Annotated in this window: 20 protein-coding genes; 4 read left to right on the forward strand and 16 right to left on the reverse strand. The window is 45.1% G+C overall.

Annotated features, from left to right (window positions below):
* The first annotated feature begins 9 nt into the window (after positions 1 to 9).
* Positions 10 to 942: a class I SAM-dependent methyltransferase gene (locus NDJ01_RS11700; RefSeq protein ID WP_258586729.1), complete on the forward strand. Its 933-nt coding sequence runs from the start codon at positions 10 to 12 to the stop codon at positions 940 to 942.
* A gap of 90 nt (positions 943 to 1,032) precedes the next feature.
* Here NDJ01_RS11700 and NDJ01_RS11705 read toward each other — a convergent pair whose 3' ends face one another.
* From NDJ01_RS11705 to NDJ01_RS11745, 9 genes are all read right to left on the reverse strand, one after another.
* Entirely contained in the window at positions 1,033 to 2,088 is a 1,056-nt protein-coding gene (locus tag NDJ01_RS11705; RefSeq protein ID WP_258586730.1) for a hybrid-cluster NAD(P)-dependent oxidoreductase, read from the reverse strand.
* Between the two features lie 80 nt (positions 2,089 to 2,168).
* Positions 2,169 to 3,830 (reverse strand): hydroxylamine reductase, encoded by a 1,662-nt coding sequence (gene hcp / locus NDJ01_RS11710; RefSeq protein ID WP_258586731.1) that lies wholly within the window; start codon positions 3,828 to 3,830, stop codon positions 2,169 to 2,171.
* A 174-nt stretch (positions 3,831 to 4,004) separates the two neighbouring features.
* The gene (gene norR / locus NDJ01_RS11715; protein ID WP_258586732.1) at positions 4,005 to 5,534 is read right to left on the reverse strand and encodes a nitric oxide reductase transcriptional regulator NorR; all 1,530 of its coding nucleotides are present in this window, start codon (positions 5,532 to 5,534) and stop codon (positions 4,005 to 4,007) included.
* Positions 5,535 to 5,746: 212 nt separating this feature from the next.
* A complete protein-coding gene (locus NDJ01_RS11720; RefSeq protein ID WP_053807231.1) occupies positions 5,747 to 6,226 on the reverse strand; it encodes a glycine zipper 2TM domain-containing protein in 480 nt (159 codons plus the stop codon).
* A 124-nt stretch (positions 6,227 to 6,350) separates the two neighbouring features.
* Complete coding sequence (locus NDJ01_RS11725) at positions 6,351 to 6,962, reverse strand: CDP-alcohol phosphatidyltransferase family protein (RefSeq protein WP_145474230.1); 612 nt, start codon at positions 6,960 to 6,962, stop codon at positions 6,351 to 6,353.
* The gene (locus NDJ01_RS11730) at positions 6,955 to 7,602 is read right to left on the reverse strand and encodes an ATP-binding cassette domain-containing protein (protein WP_258586733.1); all 648 of its coding nucleotides are present in this window, start codon (positions 7,600 to 7,602) and stop codon (positions 6,955 to 6,957) included. The genes NDJ01_RS11725 and NDJ01_RS11730 overlap by 8 nt, the downstream gene beginning before the upstream one ends.
* Entirely contained in the window at positions 7,568 to 9,277 is a 1,710-nt protein-coding gene (locus tag NDJ01_RS11735) for an ABC transporter permease (RefSeq protein WP_258586734.1), read from the reverse strand. Before NDJ01_RS11735 ends, NDJ01_RS11730 begins: the two co-directional genes overlap by 35 nt.
* Positions 9,278 to 9,286: 9 nt before the next feature.
* On the reverse strand, positions 9,287 to 10,447 hold the full coding sequence (locus tag NDJ01_RS11740) for an ABC transporter substrate-binding protein (protein WP_256964794.1): 1,161 nt from the start codon (positions 10,445 to 10,447) through the stop codon (positions 9,287 to 9,289).
* 466 nt (positions 10,448 to 10,913) lie between these two features.
* Positions 10,914 to 11,360: an META domain-containing protein gene (locus tag NDJ01_RS11745; protein ID WP_005393252.1), complete on the reverse strand. Its 447-nt coding sequence runs from the start codon at positions 11,358 to 11,360 to the stop codon at positions 10,914 to 10,916.
* A gap of 210 nt (positions 11,361 to 11,570) precedes the next feature.
* On the opposite strand from NDJ01_RS11745, the gene NDJ01_RS11750 reads away from it, so the two are divergent.
* Positions 11,571 to 11,819, forward strand: coding sequence for a DUF1289 domain-containing protein (locus NDJ01_RS11750; RefSeq protein WP_258586735.1), 249 nt, complete (start codon positions 11,571 to 11,573; stop codon positions 11,817 to 11,819).
* Positions 11,820 to 11,917: 98 nt separating this feature from the next.
* On the opposite strand, the gene NDJ01_RS11755 is transcribed toward NDJ01_RS11750, so the two are convergent.
* Positions 11,918 to 12,139: a hypothetical protein gene (locus tag NDJ01_RS11755; RefSeq protein WP_005393249.1), complete on the reverse strand. Its 222-nt coding sequence runs from the start codon at positions 12,137 to 12,139 to the stop codon at positions 11,918 to 11,920.
* A 414-nt stretch (positions 12,140 to 12,553) separates the two neighbouring features.
* The gene (gene ushA / locus NDJ01_RS11760) at positions 12,554 to 14,242 is read right to left on the reverse strand and encodes a bifunctional UDP-sugar hydrolase/5'-nucleotidase UshA (RefSeq protein WP_085343118.1); all 1,689 of its coding nucleotides are present in this window, start codon (positions 14,240 to 14,242) and stop codon (positions 12,554 to 12,556) included.
* A gap of 748 nt (positions 14,243 to 14,990) precedes the next feature.
* Here ushA and NDJ01_RS11765 point away from each other — a divergent pair.
* Positions 14,991 to 15,506, forward strand: a complete 516-nt coding sequence (locus NDJ01_RS11765) for a GNAT family N-acetyltransferase (protein ID WP_031780335.1) — start codon at positions 14,991 to 14,993, stop codon at positions 15,504 to 15,506.
* 147 nt (positions 15,507 to 15,653) lie between these two features.
* Here NDJ01_RS11765 and rplY read toward each other — a convergent pair whose 3' ends face one another.
* The 5 genes from rplY to NDJ01_RS11790 form a co-directional block, all read right to left on the reverse strand.
* The gene (gene rplY, locus NDJ01_RS11770) at positions 15,654 to 15,932 is read right to left on the reverse strand and encodes a 50S ribosomal protein L25 (RefSeq protein WP_005393245.1); all 279 of its coding nucleotides are present in this window, start codon (positions 15,930 to 15,932) and stop codon (positions 15,654 to 15,656) included.
* A 284-nt stretch (positions 15,933 to 16,216) separates the two neighbouring features.
* On the reverse strand, positions 16,217 to 17,566 hold the full coding sequence (locus tag NDJ01_RS11775; protein ID WP_031780334.1) for an ATP-binding protein: 1,350 nt from the start codon (positions 17,564 to 17,566) through the stop codon (positions 16,217 to 16,219).
* Complete coding sequence (locus NDJ01_RS11780; RefSeq protein WP_005378073.1) at positions 17,556 to 18,215, reverse strand: response regulator transcription factor; 660 nt, start codon at positions 18,213 to 18,215, stop codon at positions 17,556 to 17,558. Before NDJ01_RS11780 ends, NDJ01_RS11775 begins: the two co-directional genes overlap by 11 nt.
* Before the next feature lie 76 nt (positions 18,216 to 18,291).
* Positions 18,292 to 18,717 (reverse strand): PepSY domain-containing protein, encoded by a 426-nt coding sequence (locus NDJ01_RS11785; RefSeq protein WP_012841930.1) that lies wholly within the window; start codon positions 18,715 to 18,717, stop codon positions 18,292 to 18,294.
* A 95-nt stretch (positions 18,718 to 18,812) separates the two neighbouring features.
* Positions 18,813 to 20,564 carry a DEAD/DEAH box helicase gene (locus NDJ01_RS11790; RefSeq protein ID WP_012841929.1) on the reverse strand — a complete coding sequence of 584 codons (1,752 nt, stop codon included), beginning with the start codon at positions 20,562 to 20,564 and terminating at the stop codon, positions 18,813 to 18,815.
* 121 nt (positions 20,565 to 20,685) lie between these two features.
* Between NDJ01_RS11790 and rsuA the strand changes: the two genes are divergently transcribed.
* Entirely contained in the window at positions 20,686 to 21,387 is a 702-nt protein-coding gene (rsuA, locus tag NDJ01_RS11795; RefSeq protein ID WP_033905117.1) for a 16S rRNA pseudouridine(516) synthase RsuA, read from the forward strand.
* Positions 21,388 to 21,576: the final 189 nt, after the last annotated feature.

Raw genomic sequence — 21,576 nt, forward strand, 5'->3', positions numbered from 1 at the left:
GAGAACTCGATGCAAGCATCACAACTTCCGCTGTTTTTTCAGCATCTAGAAACCGAGCTCGCGCAAGCTCCGAATGAAATTCGTCGACTGTTTCATGGTCGTGGCCGCCGTTTTGAGGGCCTAGAGCAAATTACCTGTGACTGGTTACAAGGTCAGTTGATCATCAACTTGTTTAAAGAAGTCGACGACGCATTTCTCGCTGAGCTGAAAAGCGGTCTCAATGCGGTGGCACAATCACAACTGTGGGCAGATAAGCAAGGTCGCACTATGGTTCTTCAGCACCGTTATGCCGATGGTGCGCCTTCAGAAGTGCTTGTCGGTGAATTAGACGCTCGCCCTGTCGTTGAAGAAAGCGGTTTGAAATACCAATTGGATATTGGCCGCAACCAAAATTTCGGTCTGTTTTTGGACATGCGCTACGGTCGTGATTGGGTACGGGAAAATGCGAAGCATAAAAACGTGCTCAACTTGTTTGCTTACACCTGTGGCTTTTCTGTCGCTGCCATTGCGGGTGGCGCAGATACAGTGGTTAACGTCGACATGGCGAAAGCGTCGTTGTCTAAAGGTCGTGAGAACCACAAGCTAAATAGTCATAACATCAACCAGGTAAGCTTTATGGGGCACGATATCTTTAAATCGTGGGGTAAGATTAAGAAATCTGGTCAGTATGACTTGATCATTATCGATCCGCCTTCATTCCAGAAAGGCAGCTTTGCGCTTACTAAAGACTACAAAAAGATTTTACGTCGGTTGCCGGATTTGTTGGCAGACGGTGGTCAAGTGATGGCATGTGTGAACTCACCATCTGTGACAAGCGACTTCTTGATTGAAAGCATGAAAGAAGAAGCGCCAGAGTTGACATTCCGTGAGCGTCTGGATAACCCACCTGAGTTTATGGACGTAGACAGCGAAGCAGCATTGAAAGTGCTGTTATTTAGCTAAAAGACGTTTGTTGCAACAGAAGTAACATCAAAAAAAGCGCCGCGAAACATCTAAACAGACGTATCGCGGCGCTTTTTTGTATTTGGAAAATTAACCAATCTGCAGTTCAAGATCTGCTTCAATGGTTGATGAGCAGGCGAGCACATAGCCTTGTTCAATTTCTTCTTGCGTCAATGTTTCTAGGCTGGTGGAAGAGACGCTGCCTTGACGAACCTTGCATTTGCACGAGCCACAAATGCCGCTACGACAAGCGACGATTAATGGTAAACCTGCGCCTTCAAGCACATCGGCCAGTACCTGACCTCTTTGCGCATCGATGGTTTGAGCAAAGTCAGGAACAGAAACACGAACAACTTCATCGGAGACCGATGTTTCTGCGCCAGTCGCTGGCGTAAAACTCTCTTGGTAGAAGTTCGTCATGTCAAAACCAAGGTCACTCAAATAGCCGTGAACATCTTGCATAAACTGGCTTGGACCACACAGGTAAACGGTGCGTTGCTTGAAATCAGGAACAAGCTCTTTAAGCCAGTCGGCATTCAAACGACCTTGTGGGTGTGACGTTCCTTCGCGGTTTTTCAGCAACAGCTTTAAATGGAAGTTGGGATACACAGCGTCGAACGTTTCTAGCTGATCGTAGTAAATCGTCTCTTCTGGGCTGCGTGCGATATGAAGAAATGCGATGTCCACATCGTTGTCGTTTTCATCTTGCTCACTCAGCCAGTGTTTTGCCATCGAAAATACGGGCGTGACGCCGCAACCTGCACTGATAAGTAAGGCTTTTGTTTCGCCATCACGTAAAACGGGTGGATGGTCAATGCAGTTAAATTCGCCCGCTGGTGGTAATGCTTGAACGGTATCACCAAGCAGCAGTGAGTCAACGATGTAGTTCGATACTTTACCGCCAAATACTCGTTTGATGGTGAGTTGAAGGTGATCGTCTTCATTGATCGAGCTGATTGAATAGGCACGAAACTCCATTTTTCCATCAATTTCGACGCCTAAGTTAATAAACTGGCCAGGTTTAAACTGAAACAGAAGTGATTCGGTTAGCTCGGCCAATTTGATGCTGACGGTGTCGTGTGTTTCGAAGTATTTGTCGATGCAACGGAGTGTGACGGGTTGGTTACCTTGCCATTCAAAAAACATAACAATCTCTTTGGTTGTGGCTATTTTTAGTTCGAAATAGATAGCGCCTCCACGTAAGGAGGCGCGAACAAGCAAGTTTATTAAGCTGCTAGGATGGCTTTTAGATCATCCTGAACATTGCCAATACTGCGCATATCGAACTTCTCTTGGATGATGGCGATTAGGTTTGGCGTTAGGAATGCCGGTGCAGTAGGGCCTGTGTAAATGCCTTTCACGCCCAATGCAAATAGCGTTAGCAAGATAACGATCGCTTTTTGCTCGAACCAAGAAAGCACAAGCGTGAGTGGTAGCTCATTGATGTCACAGTCAAACTCTTTCGCCAGTGCAAGTGCAAGCTGGATTGCAGAGTAAGCATCGTTACATTGGCCCACATCCAATAGGCGAGGGATGCCGTTGATATCTCCGAACGTATTCTTGTTGAAGCGGAACTTACCGCACGCCAAGGTCAGGATGAGCGTATCTTCTGGCGCTTCAGCCGTAAAATCGGTGTAGTAGCTGCGTTCTGCTTTATCGCCATCACAACCGCCGACTAGGAAGAAGTGTTTGATGTTGCCTTGCTTCACTTGGTCGATAACCGCAGGGGCGGCGTTCATCAGTGCATTGCGACCAAAACCAACCGTGATGTGGTGTTCGATTTCATCGTGTTGGAAACCGTCTTGCGCTAGAGCACATTCAATCACTTGGCTAAAATCATCGCCTTCGATGTGAGCGACTCCAGGCCAGCCAACAATACTGCGGGTGAATAGACGGTCTGCGTATTGACCCACATTTGGATTCAACAAGCAGTTTGACGTCATTACGATTGCACCAGGGAAGTTTGCGAATTCTTTCTGTTGGTTTTGCCATGCGCTGCCGTAGTTACCGACGAGATGAGGGTATTTCTTCAGCTCAGGGTAGCCGTGTGCAGGTAGCATTTCACCATTAGTGTAAACGTTGATGCCTTTGCCTTCGGTCTGTTGCAGGATTTTTTCTAGGTCATGCAAATCATGGCCAGAGACAAGAATACATTTGCCTTTTACTGGTTTGACGTTCACCGTGGTTGGTTCTGGATGGCCGAAGGTCGTTGTTTCACCTTGGTCGAGCATTTCCATCACTTTGTAGTTCATCAGGCCAATGCGCATTGAGCAATCAAGTAGTTTGCCGAGATCTTCAGGGTCTGTGCCCAACCACGCCATGATTTCATGGTATTCGGCATAGATATCGTTGCTGGTTTGCTCAAGAACACGTGCGTGCTCCATGTACGCTGCGGCACCTTTAAGTCCGTATAGGCAAAGTAGGCGTAGGCCAATAACATCTTCATGTACTTGGTCTTTACCACGGTTAACCGCGACTTGAGGAGCAAAAGCTAAGATCGCTTCTGCGCTGTTTGGTAGCTCGAAGTTGGCAACGGCAGGAATGTCAGTAAGGTTGGTGTTTGACAAAGTCGCAGCAGACATTACTTGCTCTTTGAGCAGTGCTTTGTAATTCGCAGCTTGAGAAGTTAACTCCAGGATGCGTTCAGGGTCGAAGTTAACGTTTGTCAATGTAGAGAAAAATGCCTTGGGTGCCCATTGGTTGATTTCATCGTTAATGATGTTGAATTCAAGTGCTTTTGATGCCCAAAAAGAAACCCCTTGCAGTGTGTAAACCAACACGTCTTGTAGGTCTGATACTTCAGAAGTTTTGCCACACATGCCTTGTGCAAAAGAACAACCTTTGACAGCAGGGGTTTGAATTGTCTGTTCACATTGAATACAGAACATATTGGGTTCTCCAGTGATTGTTTTAATAGTCGTGATGTTGACTACTAGAGAGCAGAATGCGTGCCAATTATTATCTTGTTGATTTTTAATGGCTTTGTTTGTTTTTGATAGGGCGGGTGATGTAATTAAGACAACGTAAATGATGTCTTAATTACATCGGATTCTTGCGGTTGGTTATTTATTGATCCCAAGTTTTTTACCCATCCGATATAAGTTCCCGCGATCCATTTGTAAAAACTCCGCTGCTTTTGCCCAAACACCACCAGTTTGGCTTAAAGCATGTTCAATTAAATCACGTTGATAGCTTTCTATTAGCTCTCGCATTGGTTGGCTTTCTTTAGGTAGATAATGCGATGTGTTTTTTACATCATCGAGAGCCAATGAGGTGTCGAAATGGTTAAGCATGATCGTGCTTGCACCTTGTTGAATAGTGTGCAAAGCCGCGCGAGTTAACGTATGTTCGAGCTCGCGCACGTTTCCGTACCACGGCAAAGATTCCAGTTGAGTTAACACCTTAGGGTGAACGTGCAGATTGGGCGCATTAAATTGTTGGCGTACTTTTTCTAACAGGTATCCTGCTAAAACGGGAATATCCCCGTCACGGGCACGCAGTGGGGGGACTTGGATTGGGAACACGTTCAAACGGTGGAAAAGATCTGCTCGAAACGTGCCAGCTTCGACCTCTTTTTCTAGTTGTCGATTGGTCGCGGCGATGATGCGCACATTGACCATCAAATGCTGATCGCTACCTACACGTTGCAGCTCGCCTTGCTGAATTACGCGCAGCAATTTTGCTTGCAAAATCAAAGGCAGTTCGCCTACTTCATCAAGGAAAATCGTTCCACCGTCTGCCAGTTCAAACTTACCGGCACGGTGGCTATTCGCACCTGTAAATGCGCCTTTGACATGGCCAAACAGTTCACTCTCAGCCAGACCTTCAGGCAGGGCCGCACAGTTGACGTAAATCATCGGCTTATCGCTACGATGAGATTGCGCGTGCACCGAGTGCGCGACCAGTTCTTTACCAGTACCGGTCTCTCCTGTGATAAGTACCGCGTAATCCGATTGAGCAACGGTCGCAATGTTGTTTTGTAACTGGTTGATCTGCGGACTCAAACCCACCATTTCGCCATGTTGAGAACGGGCTTGCTGGATAAGGGTTTGAGTGACGCTTTTTTGCTTCTGGTTTTGTGCTTTGAGTGCTTTTAATTGCGCAATGTTACGCAATGTCGCAGCGGTCAAAGCCGCAAAGGTTTCGATAGCGACAGGGTCAATGTCATCAAACGCGCCTACCGTTAGGGCATCCATAGTTAGTGCGCCAACAAGTTGGCCTTCCACATACAAGCTAAAGCCCATGCAATCGTGAACATCAATGCACTGATCTTCGGTCAATAGTGTGCCGTCAAAAGGATCAGGCAGTGAACAATCGGCATCGAAACGCACCGGTTCACGGCTATGAATAATGGCATCTAAGCGTGGATGTGCTTTGGGGAAATAGCGACGACCTAAGACCGAGCTGGATAAGCCTTTTACCGCGACAGGAGTCAAAAAACCATCCTCATCAAAGATAAACAGGCAGCTCGCATCACATGGGAATACTTGCGCGACCCCATCAATAAGGTTTTGATATTGCTGCTCGTGAGAGCGATTAGAGCTGAGGTTTAGCGCGATATTAAGGAGTACGTGGTCAACAGTCGGTGTCATAACAAGCCCAAAGTTATCAGGAATGGGCTCATGCTAGCAATTTGATGTCATTTGAACATCGAAAGGTGTGGGAGATTGATGTTCCATTGACGACGATCAAATTTGATATAAATAGAATCGCGCAAGCCGATGAGTAAGCAACGTACGCTTGCGCGGATTAAGCTCTTTGAGCCAAAACAGCAGACTAATGACGCTGGTTAAGCAGGCTCAAATTAGCGCGGAACAACCCTTGCGTCATTGCCAGACATGTTGATTTGAACGGCTTGGCCTGGCTGAAAAATCATGTTTGGGTTTGCTTCTTGAACGACAGAGATTATTCTTCCATCCTCTAAGCGAATAGTCAGATTCACACCATTTCGTTTCGCGGTTGCTTCAGCGGCTTTACTGCCGGCATAACCACCCAGCAGACCACCACCAATAGCTGCGATATCCGAGCCAGAGCCGCCCCCGACTTTTGAGCCTAATATACCACCCACGGCGGCACCAGCGATTGTGCCTATGGCGTTGGATTGGGTAGAGGCATCAATGGTCACTGGTTCAACTTTTTCAATCGTTCCGTAGTAAACCTGCTGAACTTTGCGCGTGTCTGAAGAGCCGTATGCATCTCCGTACGGGTTAGGTGAGGTACAGCCGCTAAGCATAACAATACAAGACATGATGAGCAGCATACCTAGCTTGACGTATTTTTTCATATAGCCTCCGAATGATCTCTCTCCATCCAAAGAGTATATACCCCAATTTAATATATGCTTTAGTGTTATATAAAACAGGTACTTAGCGGCTGTTCTATCAAGGCAACGTGAACTTCTAAGTGGTTTAATGGCCTTTAAGCGTATGAAACCCAGAGTAAATACGTGTGAATGTGGTAAACCAACATGCTGCACCAAAGATATAAGCAATGACGGCAAAGTGTTGCGGTAACAAACAAAATAGCACCAAACAACCAATGGTTTCAGTACCTTCGGTTAAACCGCTCATGTAGTAGAGAGATTTGTGTTTATACACTGGATTATCGATGCCTTGTTTGCCTGCCATGATGGCAAAAGCCAAAAAGCTGCTTCCCGTCCCGACAAAGGAAAAAATCAAAAATGCCCCTGCAATGGCATTTTGTTCTGGATTTGCCAACACAAAACCAAAAGGAATCAGGGAATAGAACAGAAAATCCAAGCTGATATCGAGAAAACCACCCGCATCGGTAATGCCTTGAATTCTCGCCAGTGCACCGTCTAATCCATCACAGATTCTGTTCAGCAAAATAAACAGCAACGCCAACAAGTACTGTTCGGCAATCAAAGCCGGTAGGGCAAAACAGCCAAGCACAAAACCAAATACTGTCGTCTGATTTGCGGTGATGCCACATTTATCGAGGTACGTCGCACTGAGTGCCAGCGGTTTGCGGATGAGCTTTATACTCAGGCTATCAAGCATGGTTTGTCTCCCACGGCCAATTTAGGCAGCGGCTGCCATCAGGAATATCATCCTCATCGTGCGTTACCATCAAAGTAGGGATGTTCGCTTGCTGTAATTGCTCGACTACCCAGTTGCGAAATTGTACACGCAGGTCTTTATCCAACTTGCTATAGGGTTCATCAAGTAGCGCAACTTTCGGCTTTGCCAGCAGCATACGAATCAATGAGATACGAGCACGTTGTCCTCCGGAGATTTGATCTGGGAAGGATTCGGCAAGTTTGGTCAATGCAATGTTCTTCAGTGCTTGCATGGCGTGTGCTTTACGCTCCTCACCTTTGATTGAGTTTGGCAGCGCGAATGCAAGATTCTCCCACACCGTTAAGTGAGGGAAGAGCAAATCGTCTTGGAACAGAATACCGACCTGACGTTTATGGGCAGGGAGAGTATCCAAATTTTCGTTATCAAGCGTAATGGATCCAGAGTAGCTGAACTCGGCGGAGAGATGTCCAGCAATGGCATCCAACAAAGTGGATTTACCACAACCGCTTGGTCCCATCAGAGTAACAATTTCACCTTTCTCTACGGTCATGTTGAACGCTGAGAAAAGCGTGTCGCCATTGGTTTTACGGATGGCGAGGTTTTCGAGACAAAGACTCATTCAGTAGTAAACCTTTTATAGACAAGCGGCGATACTTCGCGTGTAAGCGGCTTAGTAGTATCGCAAAAGAGAAGAACAAGAATGGCAGCAGAGCTTGCCAAATGGCGTAAATCGCGGTGACACGTCGGTCAAAACCACTGGATAGCGCAACGGCTTCGGTTGTGATAGTGCTAATGCGCCCAGCCCCTAGCACCAGTGTCGGCAGGTATTGCGCTAGACTTACGCTAATACCGACCGCCCATGCGAATGCAATTGCAGGTAGGAGGATTGGCAGTTTCACTTTTAACCAAGCTTGCATCGGTGTTTTACCCAAGCTGAGTGCGACGCGAGTTAAGCCGTTATCGAAGCTGCGCCATGGCCCGTCTAGCGAGAGGTAAATAAATGGGAACGCGAAGAACACATGCGCCCAGCATACCCAAAAGAAATACGCGTTACTGTTTAAGTACAGCGTCACTACTTGCATACCGAATAGCACCGATAGCTGAGGAATCAGCATTGGGATGGCGATGATGTAACCGGGCACCTGCCAGCGATAACGAAGGCGATACTCATGTGCGATCAAGGCAAGAGCTAGAGCGACAGTCGCGCTGATAACGGCAATCAGCATGCTCTGCTCCAGCGTACCAAGAATACTGTGCCATTCGTATTCCCAAAAACGCAGGCTATAGCGGCTCGGTAGTAAATCTGGAAAGCGCCAGCGTTGAGCAAAGCTCCACACCACCATGAGCGGAATCATTAGAAGTGCGAGTAGCGCAATCAGTGAAAACAGGATTTTACCGGGTAAACGAAACCCGTTTCGACCAGAGTAATGCCAGCGTTTGAAGCCTTTGGTAACACACCATTCCATTAAGCGTGCAAATCCAATCAAAAGGCTAGCGATCGCAAACAACACTACCGCGCCTGCGGCAGCTCTTGGTAGTAGCGATAAATCTGGGTCGTTAAACCACTGCCACACTAAAACCGCAAACGTTGGTGGGTTGGTAGGGCCAATAATCAATGCAACATCGACAACCGACAAGCTGTAAGCCAATACCGCCAGCATTGGAAAGCGCAGTTTTGCTATCCACTGTGGGAACACGCATTTCCACCACGCTTGCGCCGAACTGTAGCCCATCGAATGACTGACTTTTTCAATCTTATCGACTTTCAATTGCTGAAGAATTGGAATACTCATCAACAATAAAAACGGCACTTCTTTAATCGCAAGCATGATGATCAAACCGAGTGCATGCGGATCTTTAATCAGCAATGCTAAGTCATTCACCGTTTGCGCATTGGGATCGTAACCAAACAGTTGGTTGAGAACCCTAACGCCCATACCAGTTGGGGCAAACAAGAACGCAAAGCCAATCGCAAACGCTACGTGCGGCATGGCAAGAAGTGGCGAGAGGCTTACTTCAATTTTTCGCCAAAACTTGCTGCCCCACGATGCTTGCAAAATCGCAAATGTGATCAAGCAAGCCAAGTAGCTACTGAAAATGGCAGAGTAGAAAGTAAGCCCGATGGATGTCCAAACACCCTCCCAATCAAAAACAGCGTTAAAGCCATCTAAAGAAAAGTGGTGCAAGCCGATAGGAGGCACATAACCGAGCGCAGAGACCACCACTCCGAGTAGTCCCGGAATGGTAGGCAAAATACAAACTGCGATAATGACTAAATATAGCGCTCTTAACATGGGCTCTTATTAATTTCCGTAGCGTTTCAACCATTCTTTTTCTAAGGCAGATTGCCAGCTTGGATGCGGCTCAGCGATAGATTTGAATTGTTGAGTATTTTTAGCCGAACCTGTTAGGTATTGGCTGCTTAGCACTGAAGGATCGCCCCAGATGTTAAGGTTACCTTTGCGAGATTGTGCTTCAGGGCTCAATAAAAAGTTTATCGCAACTTGCGCACCGGCACTGGCATTTGCGTTCCAAGGAATCGCTAAGAAGTGAATGTTTGAGAGTGCACCTGCGTCCATCGCATACGCTTTGGTGCTTTCTGCAAGATTACCGCTCGACTGCGCAGAGAAAACCGCGTTCGGGTTAAAGGTAATTGCCAGGTCAGTCTGACCATCATCCAGTAGTTGAAGGGTTTCTGCTGTACCGCCTGGAAACTGTTTACCACCGCGCCAAGCGACTTTATGGAACTCATCTAGGTAAGCCCACAGCGGTTGAGTAACTTGTTCAAACGTGTCATCGGTAACTGGTTTTTGCAGAGCAGGGGCGTTGTTAGACAGTTCAATGAGTAATGCTTTAATAAAGCTTGTGCCATGAAACTCTGGTGGGCGAGGGTAAGTTAGGCGATTTGGAAACGCCTTTGCGTAACTCAGCATTTCAGCAAATGATCGAGGAGGGTTATGCAGGGTTTGCTCATCATGGATAAACACCAATTGCCCCACACCCCAAGGTGCTTCCAAACCTTCAGTCGGCTCTGAAAAATCCACATCAATTGGCAATGATTTATCGACGTATTGCCAGCTTGGCAAACCTTCAACAAAAGGACCAAACAGCAACTGGTTATCCTTCATTGATTTGAAGTTCTCGCCATTGATCCAAACCATATCAACACTGCCACCGCTGTTTTTGCCTGCCGCTTTTTCTGCGATAAGTCGAGTGGTGGTCTCAGAAATATCGGTGACTTTAACGTGGTTTAGCGTCACGTTATAACGCGATTTTAGCTCTCTACTCGCCCACTGGATGTAGCGATTAATTTCTTGGCTTCCGCCCCAAGCATGAAAGTAGACGGATTGTCCGTCGGCTTGTTGTTCGATTTTTTGCCATTCACTAGCAACCGATGAGTTGGTAAAAGAAGATGTCGCGAAAGTGGTGGCTAAAATGCCAACGGTACTGAGTAGCTTTTTCATATCTATTCCGTGTTATGTCTTTTTATTCTCGTTTCCGACGTTATTGACGTCTAAACAAGTCGCTCCGCTTTGTTACAAGGATAGTAATCCATCTCTCTCTATTATCAATGCCAATCCCAAACGGAATCACTCATTGATTCAAAGAATTATTCTCAATGTGAAGCAAAACGAAGAAAGGACAATTCTGGTGTCGTTTTAGGTATACAAGAGCGGACCGCTTGTTTGACGATATTCTTTCAAGTAATTAAAAATTATTGTCCTCAAGCAACTTCGATATGTTGATTTGGAAGACTGAACCCGCTTCGTAGACGTGGCGTTGAGGGCGTAAAGAGGGAAAGAGTTTGTCGTTTTAAACGATTTTGCTAACCGAAACGTGCGAAACAGACATCCTGCCTGCTTTGATATGGATTAGGAGGCATAAAAAAAGCAGCCATTTTATGGCTGCTCTTAGAATATGAAATGGGACTTAGTTTACCCAATCACGCAACTGAAACGTTAGTTCGTGATCGTCATTTTTAAGCATTAGCCCTTCTTTGGTTAGCGTTATATCACTCCATTCAGTAAGAGTTTCAGACATCGCTTGCTCAATTTTCATTTGGTCATCCATACACATCTTCATGGTCATTCCCATTTTTTCGATGCGTAGTTGATTGTTTTTTAGTTCAGCTTGACCAAAGAAGTTGTTACACCCCGCGTTACCATTTGCAGTCAGATTTTCTCCGATTTCTAAGCGAGGCGCTTGCTGACGTTCTTTTAATTCGATGTTTTTACCATCAATCTGAACCAGCTCCCAATTATGGTGCTGTAAATCTTGAGCCGTAATTTCTTTCACATTGTCACCGTTGCTAGCACATGCAGTCATAAGAACAGGAAGAGAGATTGCTGTAACTAACGTTTTTAGGCTAAGCTTCATTTTATAGACTCCGTTTTTAGAAAACGTGGTAAGTATAGGTAATAAAACACTGTTTTTGTCAGCATAAGGTAATAGTTTCGTATTACTGTGACAGAGTCCAGTTTATATACTCAAACGGCTTCAAGGTGCAAGATGTATAGCACTGTTGGGAGCGTATATTGAAGTCGTTATAATATCATTACAGCACAGCGAGCAAAAAACGGTTAGAGCATGGAGCAACTAGAGTTTTTTACCGTCCCAAACCCTTGCGTTGGTATTTGTAGTGTGGACGAAAAAGGGTATTGCAAAGGATGTATGCGTAAAAGAGAAGAGCGATTTAACTGGCTCACTTATACGCCTGCTCAACAGTTGCATGTAATTAAGCTATGCCGTCAGCGCTATAGAAGAAAGGTATTGGCAGGGAAGGGAAAGGCAGAAGAGTCTCAAGAAGAATTATCACGACAGCAAGATCTCTTTTAAATTTCGAATTATCCCGGCTCGGCAATAATCAATGATGAGCCGGGACTGTATTAGCTCTTACTATGCGGTGCGTGTAAGGCAAACTCGTTAAATTAGCGCTACTTCATTGACCAACGGTCACTGACCCATCCCCCAGCATGTTCGTCAAAGTGACTTCCTGAAAATCGATGATTGAATTCAACATCTAATTTACTAGTAGGGCGTTCATCCATCAGTTGATGAATGTATCTCGCCATAGGGTCCGTGCAAGCTTCGCGCTCTCTACGGGTAACCACTTCTTTGATCATTTGAAGTCTGTAGCTATTGCTGGCTCGTTTCATTTTTGACCTCCTGAACTCGATGGCAGCAGTTTGAACATATTGACGTCCAGATCGCTGCTCATTGGTGAACGCTTGGCGGCGAATCACCTTCGTTTTAGGTCAAAAAGACAAATTGTTTGAGAGCAGTGTTTGTAACGCCATTCACATCTTTCCTAGAATCATCCACTAAGCTACGAAACTTCATAGCGAAAAGTTAGTTGATGAATCTGTATTTTCGAAAGACCTTATCAAACATAGAAGCCCAGCACATGGGCGTCAACAACACAAATGAATAATTTTTGAACACTTTATGAAGGGCGATAATTTTCAGCACTTTAACGAAAATAAAAAAACCGAAGCGTCACGCTTCGGTTTTTAGGGAGGCTCTGACGGAACAACTTCTAAAAGCTCTTCACGTCAGAGTGTAAGGTGTTTTTAGCTATTAGTTGCTGGGCAACCTTTCACAGCTTGACCGTTACTGAAGTACTTGATGTTTTCTAAGTTCTTGTTGTAGCTATCCGCAGAGATCTGTGGGTTATTTACGAAGAACTCACGTAAAACGTATGCATCGGTTAGCTGGGTAGATTGAACATCGATGATTGGATAGTTATCGCCACCAGCAGCACTGAAGCTGATTACAGAGAATGTGTACGTTGCGTCTAGATCGAAGCCTTTATTGTTAATGTCGGTAATGGTTACTGAGCCAGCATCACAATCTACATCTAAAGTGATGTTATCTAGTTGAGCGTAAGCACCAGAGCCTGCAGATTTCGTTGCTACGACATCAAGGTACTCTTTTACTTCTTGACCAGTCATTGTCGCTTTAGTCACGAAGTTACCGAATGGTTGCACTGTTAGTACGTCACGGTAAGTGATGTCACCATCTTGGATTGAATCACGCACACCGCCAGAGTTCATCACACCAAAGTCAGCACCTACCGTTTTGTAAGTACGGTATGCCTCGCCCAGTAGATGACCTAGGTTAGTTTGTTGAGAGCGAACTACGTTACGATCACCTTCTAACTTACCCGTTGTATTAGAAATCTTCTCATCTAATAACTCTTGACCTTGCTGTTGGTATGGCAGTAGTAACGCTTTTACCGTCGCATCTTGTTGAATGCGTTCACCGATCACTTCATCGTTGTCGTCCAAAAGGTTTACAGGAATCAGTGCGTAATTCGCTAAGTGAAGCTTGCCGTCGTAATATTCAAAGTCCGCACGACCCACATATTTACCCCACTCATGCGCTTGCATAATCCAAGTGCCTTTTTGTTGGTCTGGCGCGCAATCATCACCAGGTTTGAAATCAGCATACTCATTGGTACCTGGCTCCATACACACTGGGTTTTGTGAGTGACCACCGATGATAGCGTCTAGTTGTCCCTCTTCAAGAGAGCGAGCGAGCTTCACGTCCCCTGGTGCTTCACTACCATTATTACCATCTTGGTAGTGACCCATGTGCGTCGTTGCAAATACTAGATCTACTTTTTCGTTTTCTTCGATTTCCTTAAGTACTTTTTTGATTTCAACTTGAGGGTCTTCGAAGTGGATGTTTGATACGTTGTCTGGATTGACTAGCTTCGCCGTGTCCTGGGTGGTTAGACCAATTACAGCGATCTTAAGGCCGTTGATAGTAAATACTTTGTAAGGGTCGAAGTAACGCTCATTGGTATCTTTCTTATAGATATTCGCAGCCAGCATAGGGAAGTCAGCTAGCTCAGCTTGCATATCGAGAATATCTAGTGAGTTATCAAACTCGTGGTTACCGACAGCCATTGCATCGTAACCAAGTAGGTTCATCCCCACGAAGTCTGGAACCGCATCTTGCATGTCTGATTCTGGTACGCCGGTATTAATATCACCGCCAGATAGCAGAATGGTTTCGCCGCCTTTTGCTTCGACTTCTGCGCGAATAGATTCGATTAAAGTGTGACGCGCAGCCATGCCATATTCGCCGTCGCTGTTATGCCAAAAGCGACCGTGGTTATCGTTAGTGTGGAGAACGGTGAACTTAGTACAAGAATCTGCTGTCTCGCAGGTTACTGGAGAATTATCGCTGTCTGAGCCGCATCCTGCTAGCGCAGCGCCCACTGCCATTACCAAAAGAGATTTGGAAAACTTCATAAGGGATCCTTTCTTTGTGATTTTGTTATTGTTACGGCGTGAAATATACGGAATTAATGTGAAACTTTAGTGATCTATCTCTTATTTATACTTCTATCGGAGACATGAATTAATAAGCCTGCAAACTACGTCTCCAATTAAACAGAAATAGTTTTTAGTATATTGAAATTAGAGGGAGGGGGTTATTTTGTGAAGTGGCCAATTGAATGAATGTGGTTTGTGTGAATCAATGCGCATTTTTGCGAAGTATAGCGCTGATTTTGGTGATTATTTTGCCAAGTTCATGTTTTTCTTAGCAGCCATGACACAAATCGTTATAAATTTTCGCTCTGATGATGAGGGAAATGTTTTGTATATAAAATGATCACTGTAAAACCCAAACTCGTTTGATCTTGGCTTACTCTGTTTAATACAACCAGAAAGGGTATTTCTCTCTTTACTATAATTGCGACCGTTTAGAAATCTTATGCCTTAGATATCGTTTATTTATTCTTATTCGATACCTTACCGTGTTTATCCCGCTTTCGATACCCGGATGTTAAAACAAATAGATTCAATCTAATGAGCGAAAGTGAAACGTAAATAACGTGGCGTTTTCTCGAATATTACGATGTGCACTATCATTGAATTAATGAAAATGAAATGGAGTAATGTAAAGCGTTGCATCTGTGGCTGCTCGCTTTGAGCTTCGATTCAAAGAGTAAGGTTGAAAGAATTTGTAAGTGGCGAATTTTAAGAAAGGATAGTAATGAGATACACAGTAAGGAACGCAGTCAGAGAGGAAGCAACTCAAATCGCCAAGATACATGTTGATTCGTGGCAGGTAGCATACAAAGGGTTAATGCCACAGAGCTACATCGATCAGTTTACGATTGAGCGCCGAGAAAGGATGTGGACGCGAGTCATGACTGAGCAACTGGCCCAATTGATCGTCGTTGAGAGACAAGGGGAAATCGTCGGCTTTTTAAGTTACGAACTACCTAACCACACCTGTGAAGATAAAACGGCGTGGGTAACATGTTGCTATGTCTCTCCTTTGCATTATGGGCAAGGGGCAGGGAGTGCATTGTTAGATGAACTAGAAACGCGTCTACTCTCTACGCCCGTTATGCAGATAAGCTTGAAAGCACTGGATACCAATAAACAGGGGCTTAACTTTTACAAGAAGTGTGGTTTTGTGCGTACTGGAGAGGAAGAGGCGGAAATCATTGACCGTATGACGCTGACGGATCTCACTTTAGTGAAGTACATTGCCCGTTCGTAAATCAATTGTTATATGCCACATATAGTAAAACCCCGGAGGTGGTAAGACTCCGGGGTTTTGAAATTTTTTAGATGTCTCGGTTGGTAAGTCCGATTATCTTGAATGCAAAAGGTTTGGATTTAATCCGATTAATTCCTTGGTAGGGAATTAGATACGGATGAAGTCCATGTGTTCAACTTTTGGCTTGAACGCGTGACGTTGAACGTCTTGTGGCTTAACTTTAACTTCTTTGCCATCGATAACTAGAACTAGGCCTTCGTAGAATTCAGGCTTGTCCATTTGGTTTACGATGTCGTCGTGGTTAAGAACGATAGCTACTGCTGCTTCTTCACCGCCGTATACAACTGCAGGGAATTTGCCAGCGTGACGTAGGCGGCGGCTCGCACCTTTACCTAGTTCAGTACGTACTACTGCTTCGAATTTCATAGTATTTACTCTCAAATTAGTAAAAATCAAATGTTCACAATCAACAATGCGACCTTGTTGTTCGTGGTAAAGCTTGAAACAGGAACTGTTCAAGCGAGCGCGGATACTATCATTCCACTTATAAATGGGCAACCCAAATCGTCCCCAAATCAACAAAAAGGTATGATTTATCTGGGTGTAAGGCTATCCCTTTTAACGCTTTGCTTGGATTTTGTTCACATCGGCTTCATTTTCATCGGTTTACTAATCATGGTCCGAAGAACAAAGTTTATGCGTTATATGCTTTATGTTCGGCTGAGATGCAAGACTAAAGATGCTTTTAAGCCACCTAAAGCGCTCGCTTCCAGTGTTAATTGACCTCGGTAACTGTGTGCCATTTCACTGACTATATTTAGACCAAGACCTGACCCAGGGGTCGCTTCATCCAATCTAACGCCTCTCTTGATTACTTGACTCAGTTTCTCTTTAGGGATACCTGGTCCGTCATCTTCAATGATGATGTGTATATTGTCTTTATCCTGAGAGGAGTGCACACGAATCATGTTGTTGGCCCACTTATAGGCATTTTCAAGCAAGTTACCCAGCATTTCGTCGAGATCGGTCTGCTCTACCGCTACATTCAGCTCTGAATCAAGTTCATTAATTAAGGAGATATCTCGGCTCGCATACACTTTATCAAACGCCATTGAGATAGCATCCACACGCTCTGCTGGGTTCGATTTCACTGATAAAATATTCATAGACCCCGCCATGCGAGCACGGCCCAGATGGTAATCTATATGATCTTGTATTTGATTGATCGGAGTACGCAGACGGGATTGCGTATCAGGTTCTAACGTCTGTACTTCATTTTTTAGGACAGAAAGGGGGGTTTTTAGCGCGTGTGAAAGATTGCCTGCATGATTCCTAGCTCGTTCTAACAATTCCTGATAATGGAAAAGCAGAGCGTTGAGGTCGAAGATAAGAGGAGAAATCTCTTTCGGATAGGTTTCTTCTAGACTCTTTTTGTTACCAGACTTCAGCTCGGCCAACTCTTTTTGTAACTTCGTAAGCGGACTCAATGACCAAGCAATTTGCAGCAAAATGACGGCAAGAACCCCTGCGAATAATAAGCCTAAAATAAGCCAGAGTTGCCCGATTAGCGTTTGCAGGGTGCTTTTGATAGGCTCTTCGTCAATACCAATAATGATATGGATAGGCCCATCGTAATCCGGTAAGTACAGAGCTTTTTCGATGGTAATCAGCCTTTCGCCTCTCGCGCCGTAAGCATCGTTATCCAGACCTTTGTATTCGATTTTTTTGTCCCACAAAGAACGAGAACGCTCGAGACTCGTCTCAGTAGAGGCACTCCAATATAAACCACTGTAAGGTCGGTTAAATCGAGGATCTGAGAGCAGAGCAGCGAGTGAGAGGTGCCCAGTCTCATCGACTTCTAACTGAGCGGCGATTTCATCCATAAAAATGCTCAGCTGTGAGCGAGTGTCGTCAACCATATAGTTGTACACTTGGGTCGGTATCGTCACACCAGCTGCGAGGATCATTGCCGTCAACCAAACGATCGCCGCTAAAACGAGGCGACTTTTGATACTCAGTCGTTTTATTGCGTTCAACGGTAGCCTGTTCTTATTCGGCATTTAATTGGTATCCCAACCCTCGGACAGTTTTGATGATCTTTGGCGCGATTTTTTTGCGAATTCGGCCGATAAAAACTTCGATTGTGTTGGAGTCACGATCAAAGTCTTGTTTGTAAATGTGCTCGACGAGTTCGGTGCGAGAAATTACTTTTTCTGGGTTATGCATAAAGTAAGCGACCACTTTATACTCCAGCGCCGTTAAGCTTACTGCTTGCCCTTGCCACATGACTTTAGAAGTGCGCGTATCCAAGCTCAAGTCGCCAATTTGCATCACAGGAGAGGCGTTACCTGATGCTCTTCGCAGTTGCGCGCGAATACGAGCGATAAGCTCAACCATTTCAAACGGCTTAGTTAGGTAATCGTCTGCACCTGCGTTTAGACCTTCAACTCGCTGCGTTAGGGTATCGCGAGCACTCAGGATAACGACAGGAGTATTGATGTTTTCATCTCGAATGCCTTTTAGCACGGTAAGGCCATCCAATTTCGGCAGTCCTAGATCAAGAACAATGGCGTCCCATTCTTCCGATGTCGCGCGATACAGAGCGTCTATGCCATCTTGAGATAATTCTGGTACCCAGCCGGTACTTTCTAATGTTTCGATGATTTGCTCGCCTAAACGAGGGTCATCTTCAACGACAAGTATTTTCATATTGGCGATTCTTATTATGTTTGGAGTGTTATCGAAGTAAGCTACGCATTGCGTCGGGATTACGCATTAGACCAGTTTAGTTGTTTTGTGGCTTTAACGCTTTGTTAAAGCTGCGACCTTTGATCTCAAGCATTTCCAGCGTGGCGGCGTCATACTCAACTTTCAGGACGCTATTGTTGTACAGGATTTTTAACTCATACACCCAAGCATCATCATCTTCTTCAAGCTCGACCTTGATGATACGGCCGTATAGGTCGTTTTCTACTGCGGCGTAAAGGTCCGAAAATGGTCGTATATATCCTTGTTGAACCGCGCGATAGACCTCATCTTGATCTTCATCGAATTCAATACGTGTTCCGGGCTTTTCGACATCTTGCACGATGGCGTGACCATTTTGTGAGGCATAGTAGTCGTCATGCTTGGCGAAACTTGGTGCACACATCAATGTCGTGATAAGGCCGAAAAGTAACGCAGAATGTTGAGAAGTCGTTGCTTTATACATAGTCAAACCTTTTCTAGAACGTTAGCCGCAGTATATCGGATATAGATGAACAGAGAGTGAATCATCGAGTTCAGTTTTACTAAATGTTGCAGAGGTTATTTCAACTCGTCTTCAAAAATTTTGTCTCGCAATTTCCAAAAGCGACCGGATTTCCTTGCAATAACAAACTGAGGCAAACGGAAACGATGTTGATTGGCAACAACACGTGTCGGTGAAGCCTCTTCAAAAGGGCGATGCTTGTCTGCCAAGTGAGGGCGCACAAATTGGTCTTTAAACGTTTGTTTTTGTTTTTTGGTACTCAATGACCAAAACTCATGAACTAACGCATTGCCTTCGCCTTGGTATGGTTCGCCAGAATATGTCACCTTGAGTTGAGATTTACCATCACTGGACTTGAATACTGACAGGTCCATTTCTGTGCATTCAAATATCAATGCATCTTTCAGATTAAGGGCTTCTTTTAATTTTTTATCTGGATCAACAAGCGTTGCGTCACACTCATGACAAATGCGCGCAGCAATATCGTTGTCGGCACCACATTCACCACAGTATTTGGCACGAAAACGGTAGCCACAGTGTTCACGCTCGCCTGTGTCTTCATCTTCAAAGTAACCCTGGCAACGTCTGCCAAAGTGTTCGACCAAGAAACCGTTACTATCCAATTTACCCCAGAAGTTGTTATTGAATCCGCAAGCCGGGCAGGGAATCGTGATAATTTCACTGTCAGAGTCTGGCTTGGGATCACCGACTTCAGGTTGGTATAAATCGTAGCTGTTGCCTGCGTAATCAAGCACTAAACATTCTGATTTTCCGTCTGATAAGCGTAATCCTCGCCCTACAATCTGCTGGTATAGACTGACTGACTCTGTTGGTCGCAAAATCGCGATTAAATCGACATGCGGCGCATCAAACCCGGTAGTCAGTACCGAAACATTGACCAAATATTTTATTTGACGATTCTTGAACGCTTGGATGATCGCATCGCGCTCCGGCGTAGGTGTATCACCAATGACGATTTCAGTTTCGCCTTCAGGCAGTAAACTGTGGATCTCTTGTGCGTGTCGGACAGTCGCGGCGAAGATCATGACACCTTGACGTTCTCTCGCATATTGCATGATTTGCTCAACAATTTGCGGAGTGGCGCGTTTGGCTTTATCGATCACCATGTCCATTTCTGCTTCTTTGTAGCGTCCGGTGTTTGCGGGTTTCAGTTGCGAGAAGTCATAAGACAAAACAGGCGCGTCCATCATTCGTGCCGGAGTGAGGAAGTTTTCGTCGAGCAAGTAACGGATCGGCAGTTCGAAAATACAATCGCGGAAGAATCGAGGCTCTTCGGTGCGTACTTGACCTCGGGTATGGTACTGATAAATCCAGCCCATTCCTAAACGATAGGGCGTTGCAGTTAGTCCCAGCACCTTAATGCCTGGGTTCAGTTCTCGTAAGTGAGTAATAACTTTTTGGTAGCTGCTGTTTTTGTCATCCGGCACACGATGGCACTCATCAATAACGAGCAGAGAAAACTGGTTTTTGAACGAATCTAAGTTACGTACGACCGATTGAACTGAAGCAAACACGACTTGCTGATCAGTTTCTTTTCGCCCCAATCCTGCTGAGAAGATGGAACCTTTTAAACCATAACCTTCATACTTCGCGTGGTTTTGCTCGACCAGCTCTTTAACGTGAGCGAGGACTAACACTCTCCCTTTCGCAAGGCGAGCAAGCTCTGCGATCACCAAGCTTTTTCCGGCACCAGTAGGCAGTACGATCACTGCTGGTGTCGAGTGTTTACGAAAGTAGTGAATGACTGCTTTAACCGAGTCGGCTTGATAAGGGCGAAGTGTGTACATGAAAATATGTGAAATTGCTCAACTATTCGAACGAGGAACGCTATAATACCTGACTTTTATACCCAAGTGACCTTTAAACCGAGATTTGGAGGTTACTTGGGTATAATTCAATGAGGTATTCATGCGTTTAGATAAATATTTGTGTGACGCTCTGGGTGCAACACGCAAACAGGCAACAAAGATCATCAAAAGTGGAGACATCACCGTTGACGGTGAGGTTCAAAAAAGTGGTGCATTTAAAGTACCTGAAGGTGCAGAAGTAATGTGGGAAGACCGCGTTATTGGTGCTCCTGGTCCTCGTTACATTATGTTGTATAAGCCTGCTGACTTTGTTTGCTCACATGAAGATGGCTACAACCAAACTGCATTCGCATTGCTTGATGAGCCTAAAATTGAAAACCTTCACTTTGCGGGCCGATTAGACGTCGACACAACTGGCTTGGTGTTGATTACGGATGATGGTAAGTGGTCTCACCGTATTACCTCACCTAAGCATAAGTGTGAGAAAACGTACCGTGTTTGGCTCGTCGATGCTATTCAGCCAGATTACGCGGAAAAGCTCGAACAAGGCATTATTTTGCGCAATGAATCAGAAGCAACATTACCTGCTCGTTTGGAGATCGTGAACGAGGCAGAGAATGAAGTATTATTAACTATTGTGGAAGGTAAGTATCACCAAGTGAAACGCATGTTTGCGGCGTTAGGAAATAAAGTTGAGTACTTACATCGTGAGCGTATTGGTTCGATTGAACTCGATGAGGCACTAGAACCTGGTGATTATCGCTACCTCACGCAGGAAGAAATTGATTCTATTTGGAATTAATTATCGGCATGGGAAATTCTTTAGTTCCCAATTGGAACTAGTTTTTTGGTAGGAATTGGCTCAAAATTAATTTTCCTACCAAAATTAGTGCCTAGACAATTCCGGTGTGCTTACTCATCTGAGTGATATGCCTTTGCATTTAGCTGAGCCATGCATACTCTTATTGCAAAGCCTTCGGCTGTGGTGAGT

This window comes from Vibrio sp. HS-50-1 (genome assembly GCF_024747315.1).
Taxonomy (GTDB): domain Bacteria; phylum Pseudomonadota; class Gammaproteobacteria; order Enterobacterales; family Vibrionaceae; genus Vibrio; species Vibrio diabolicus.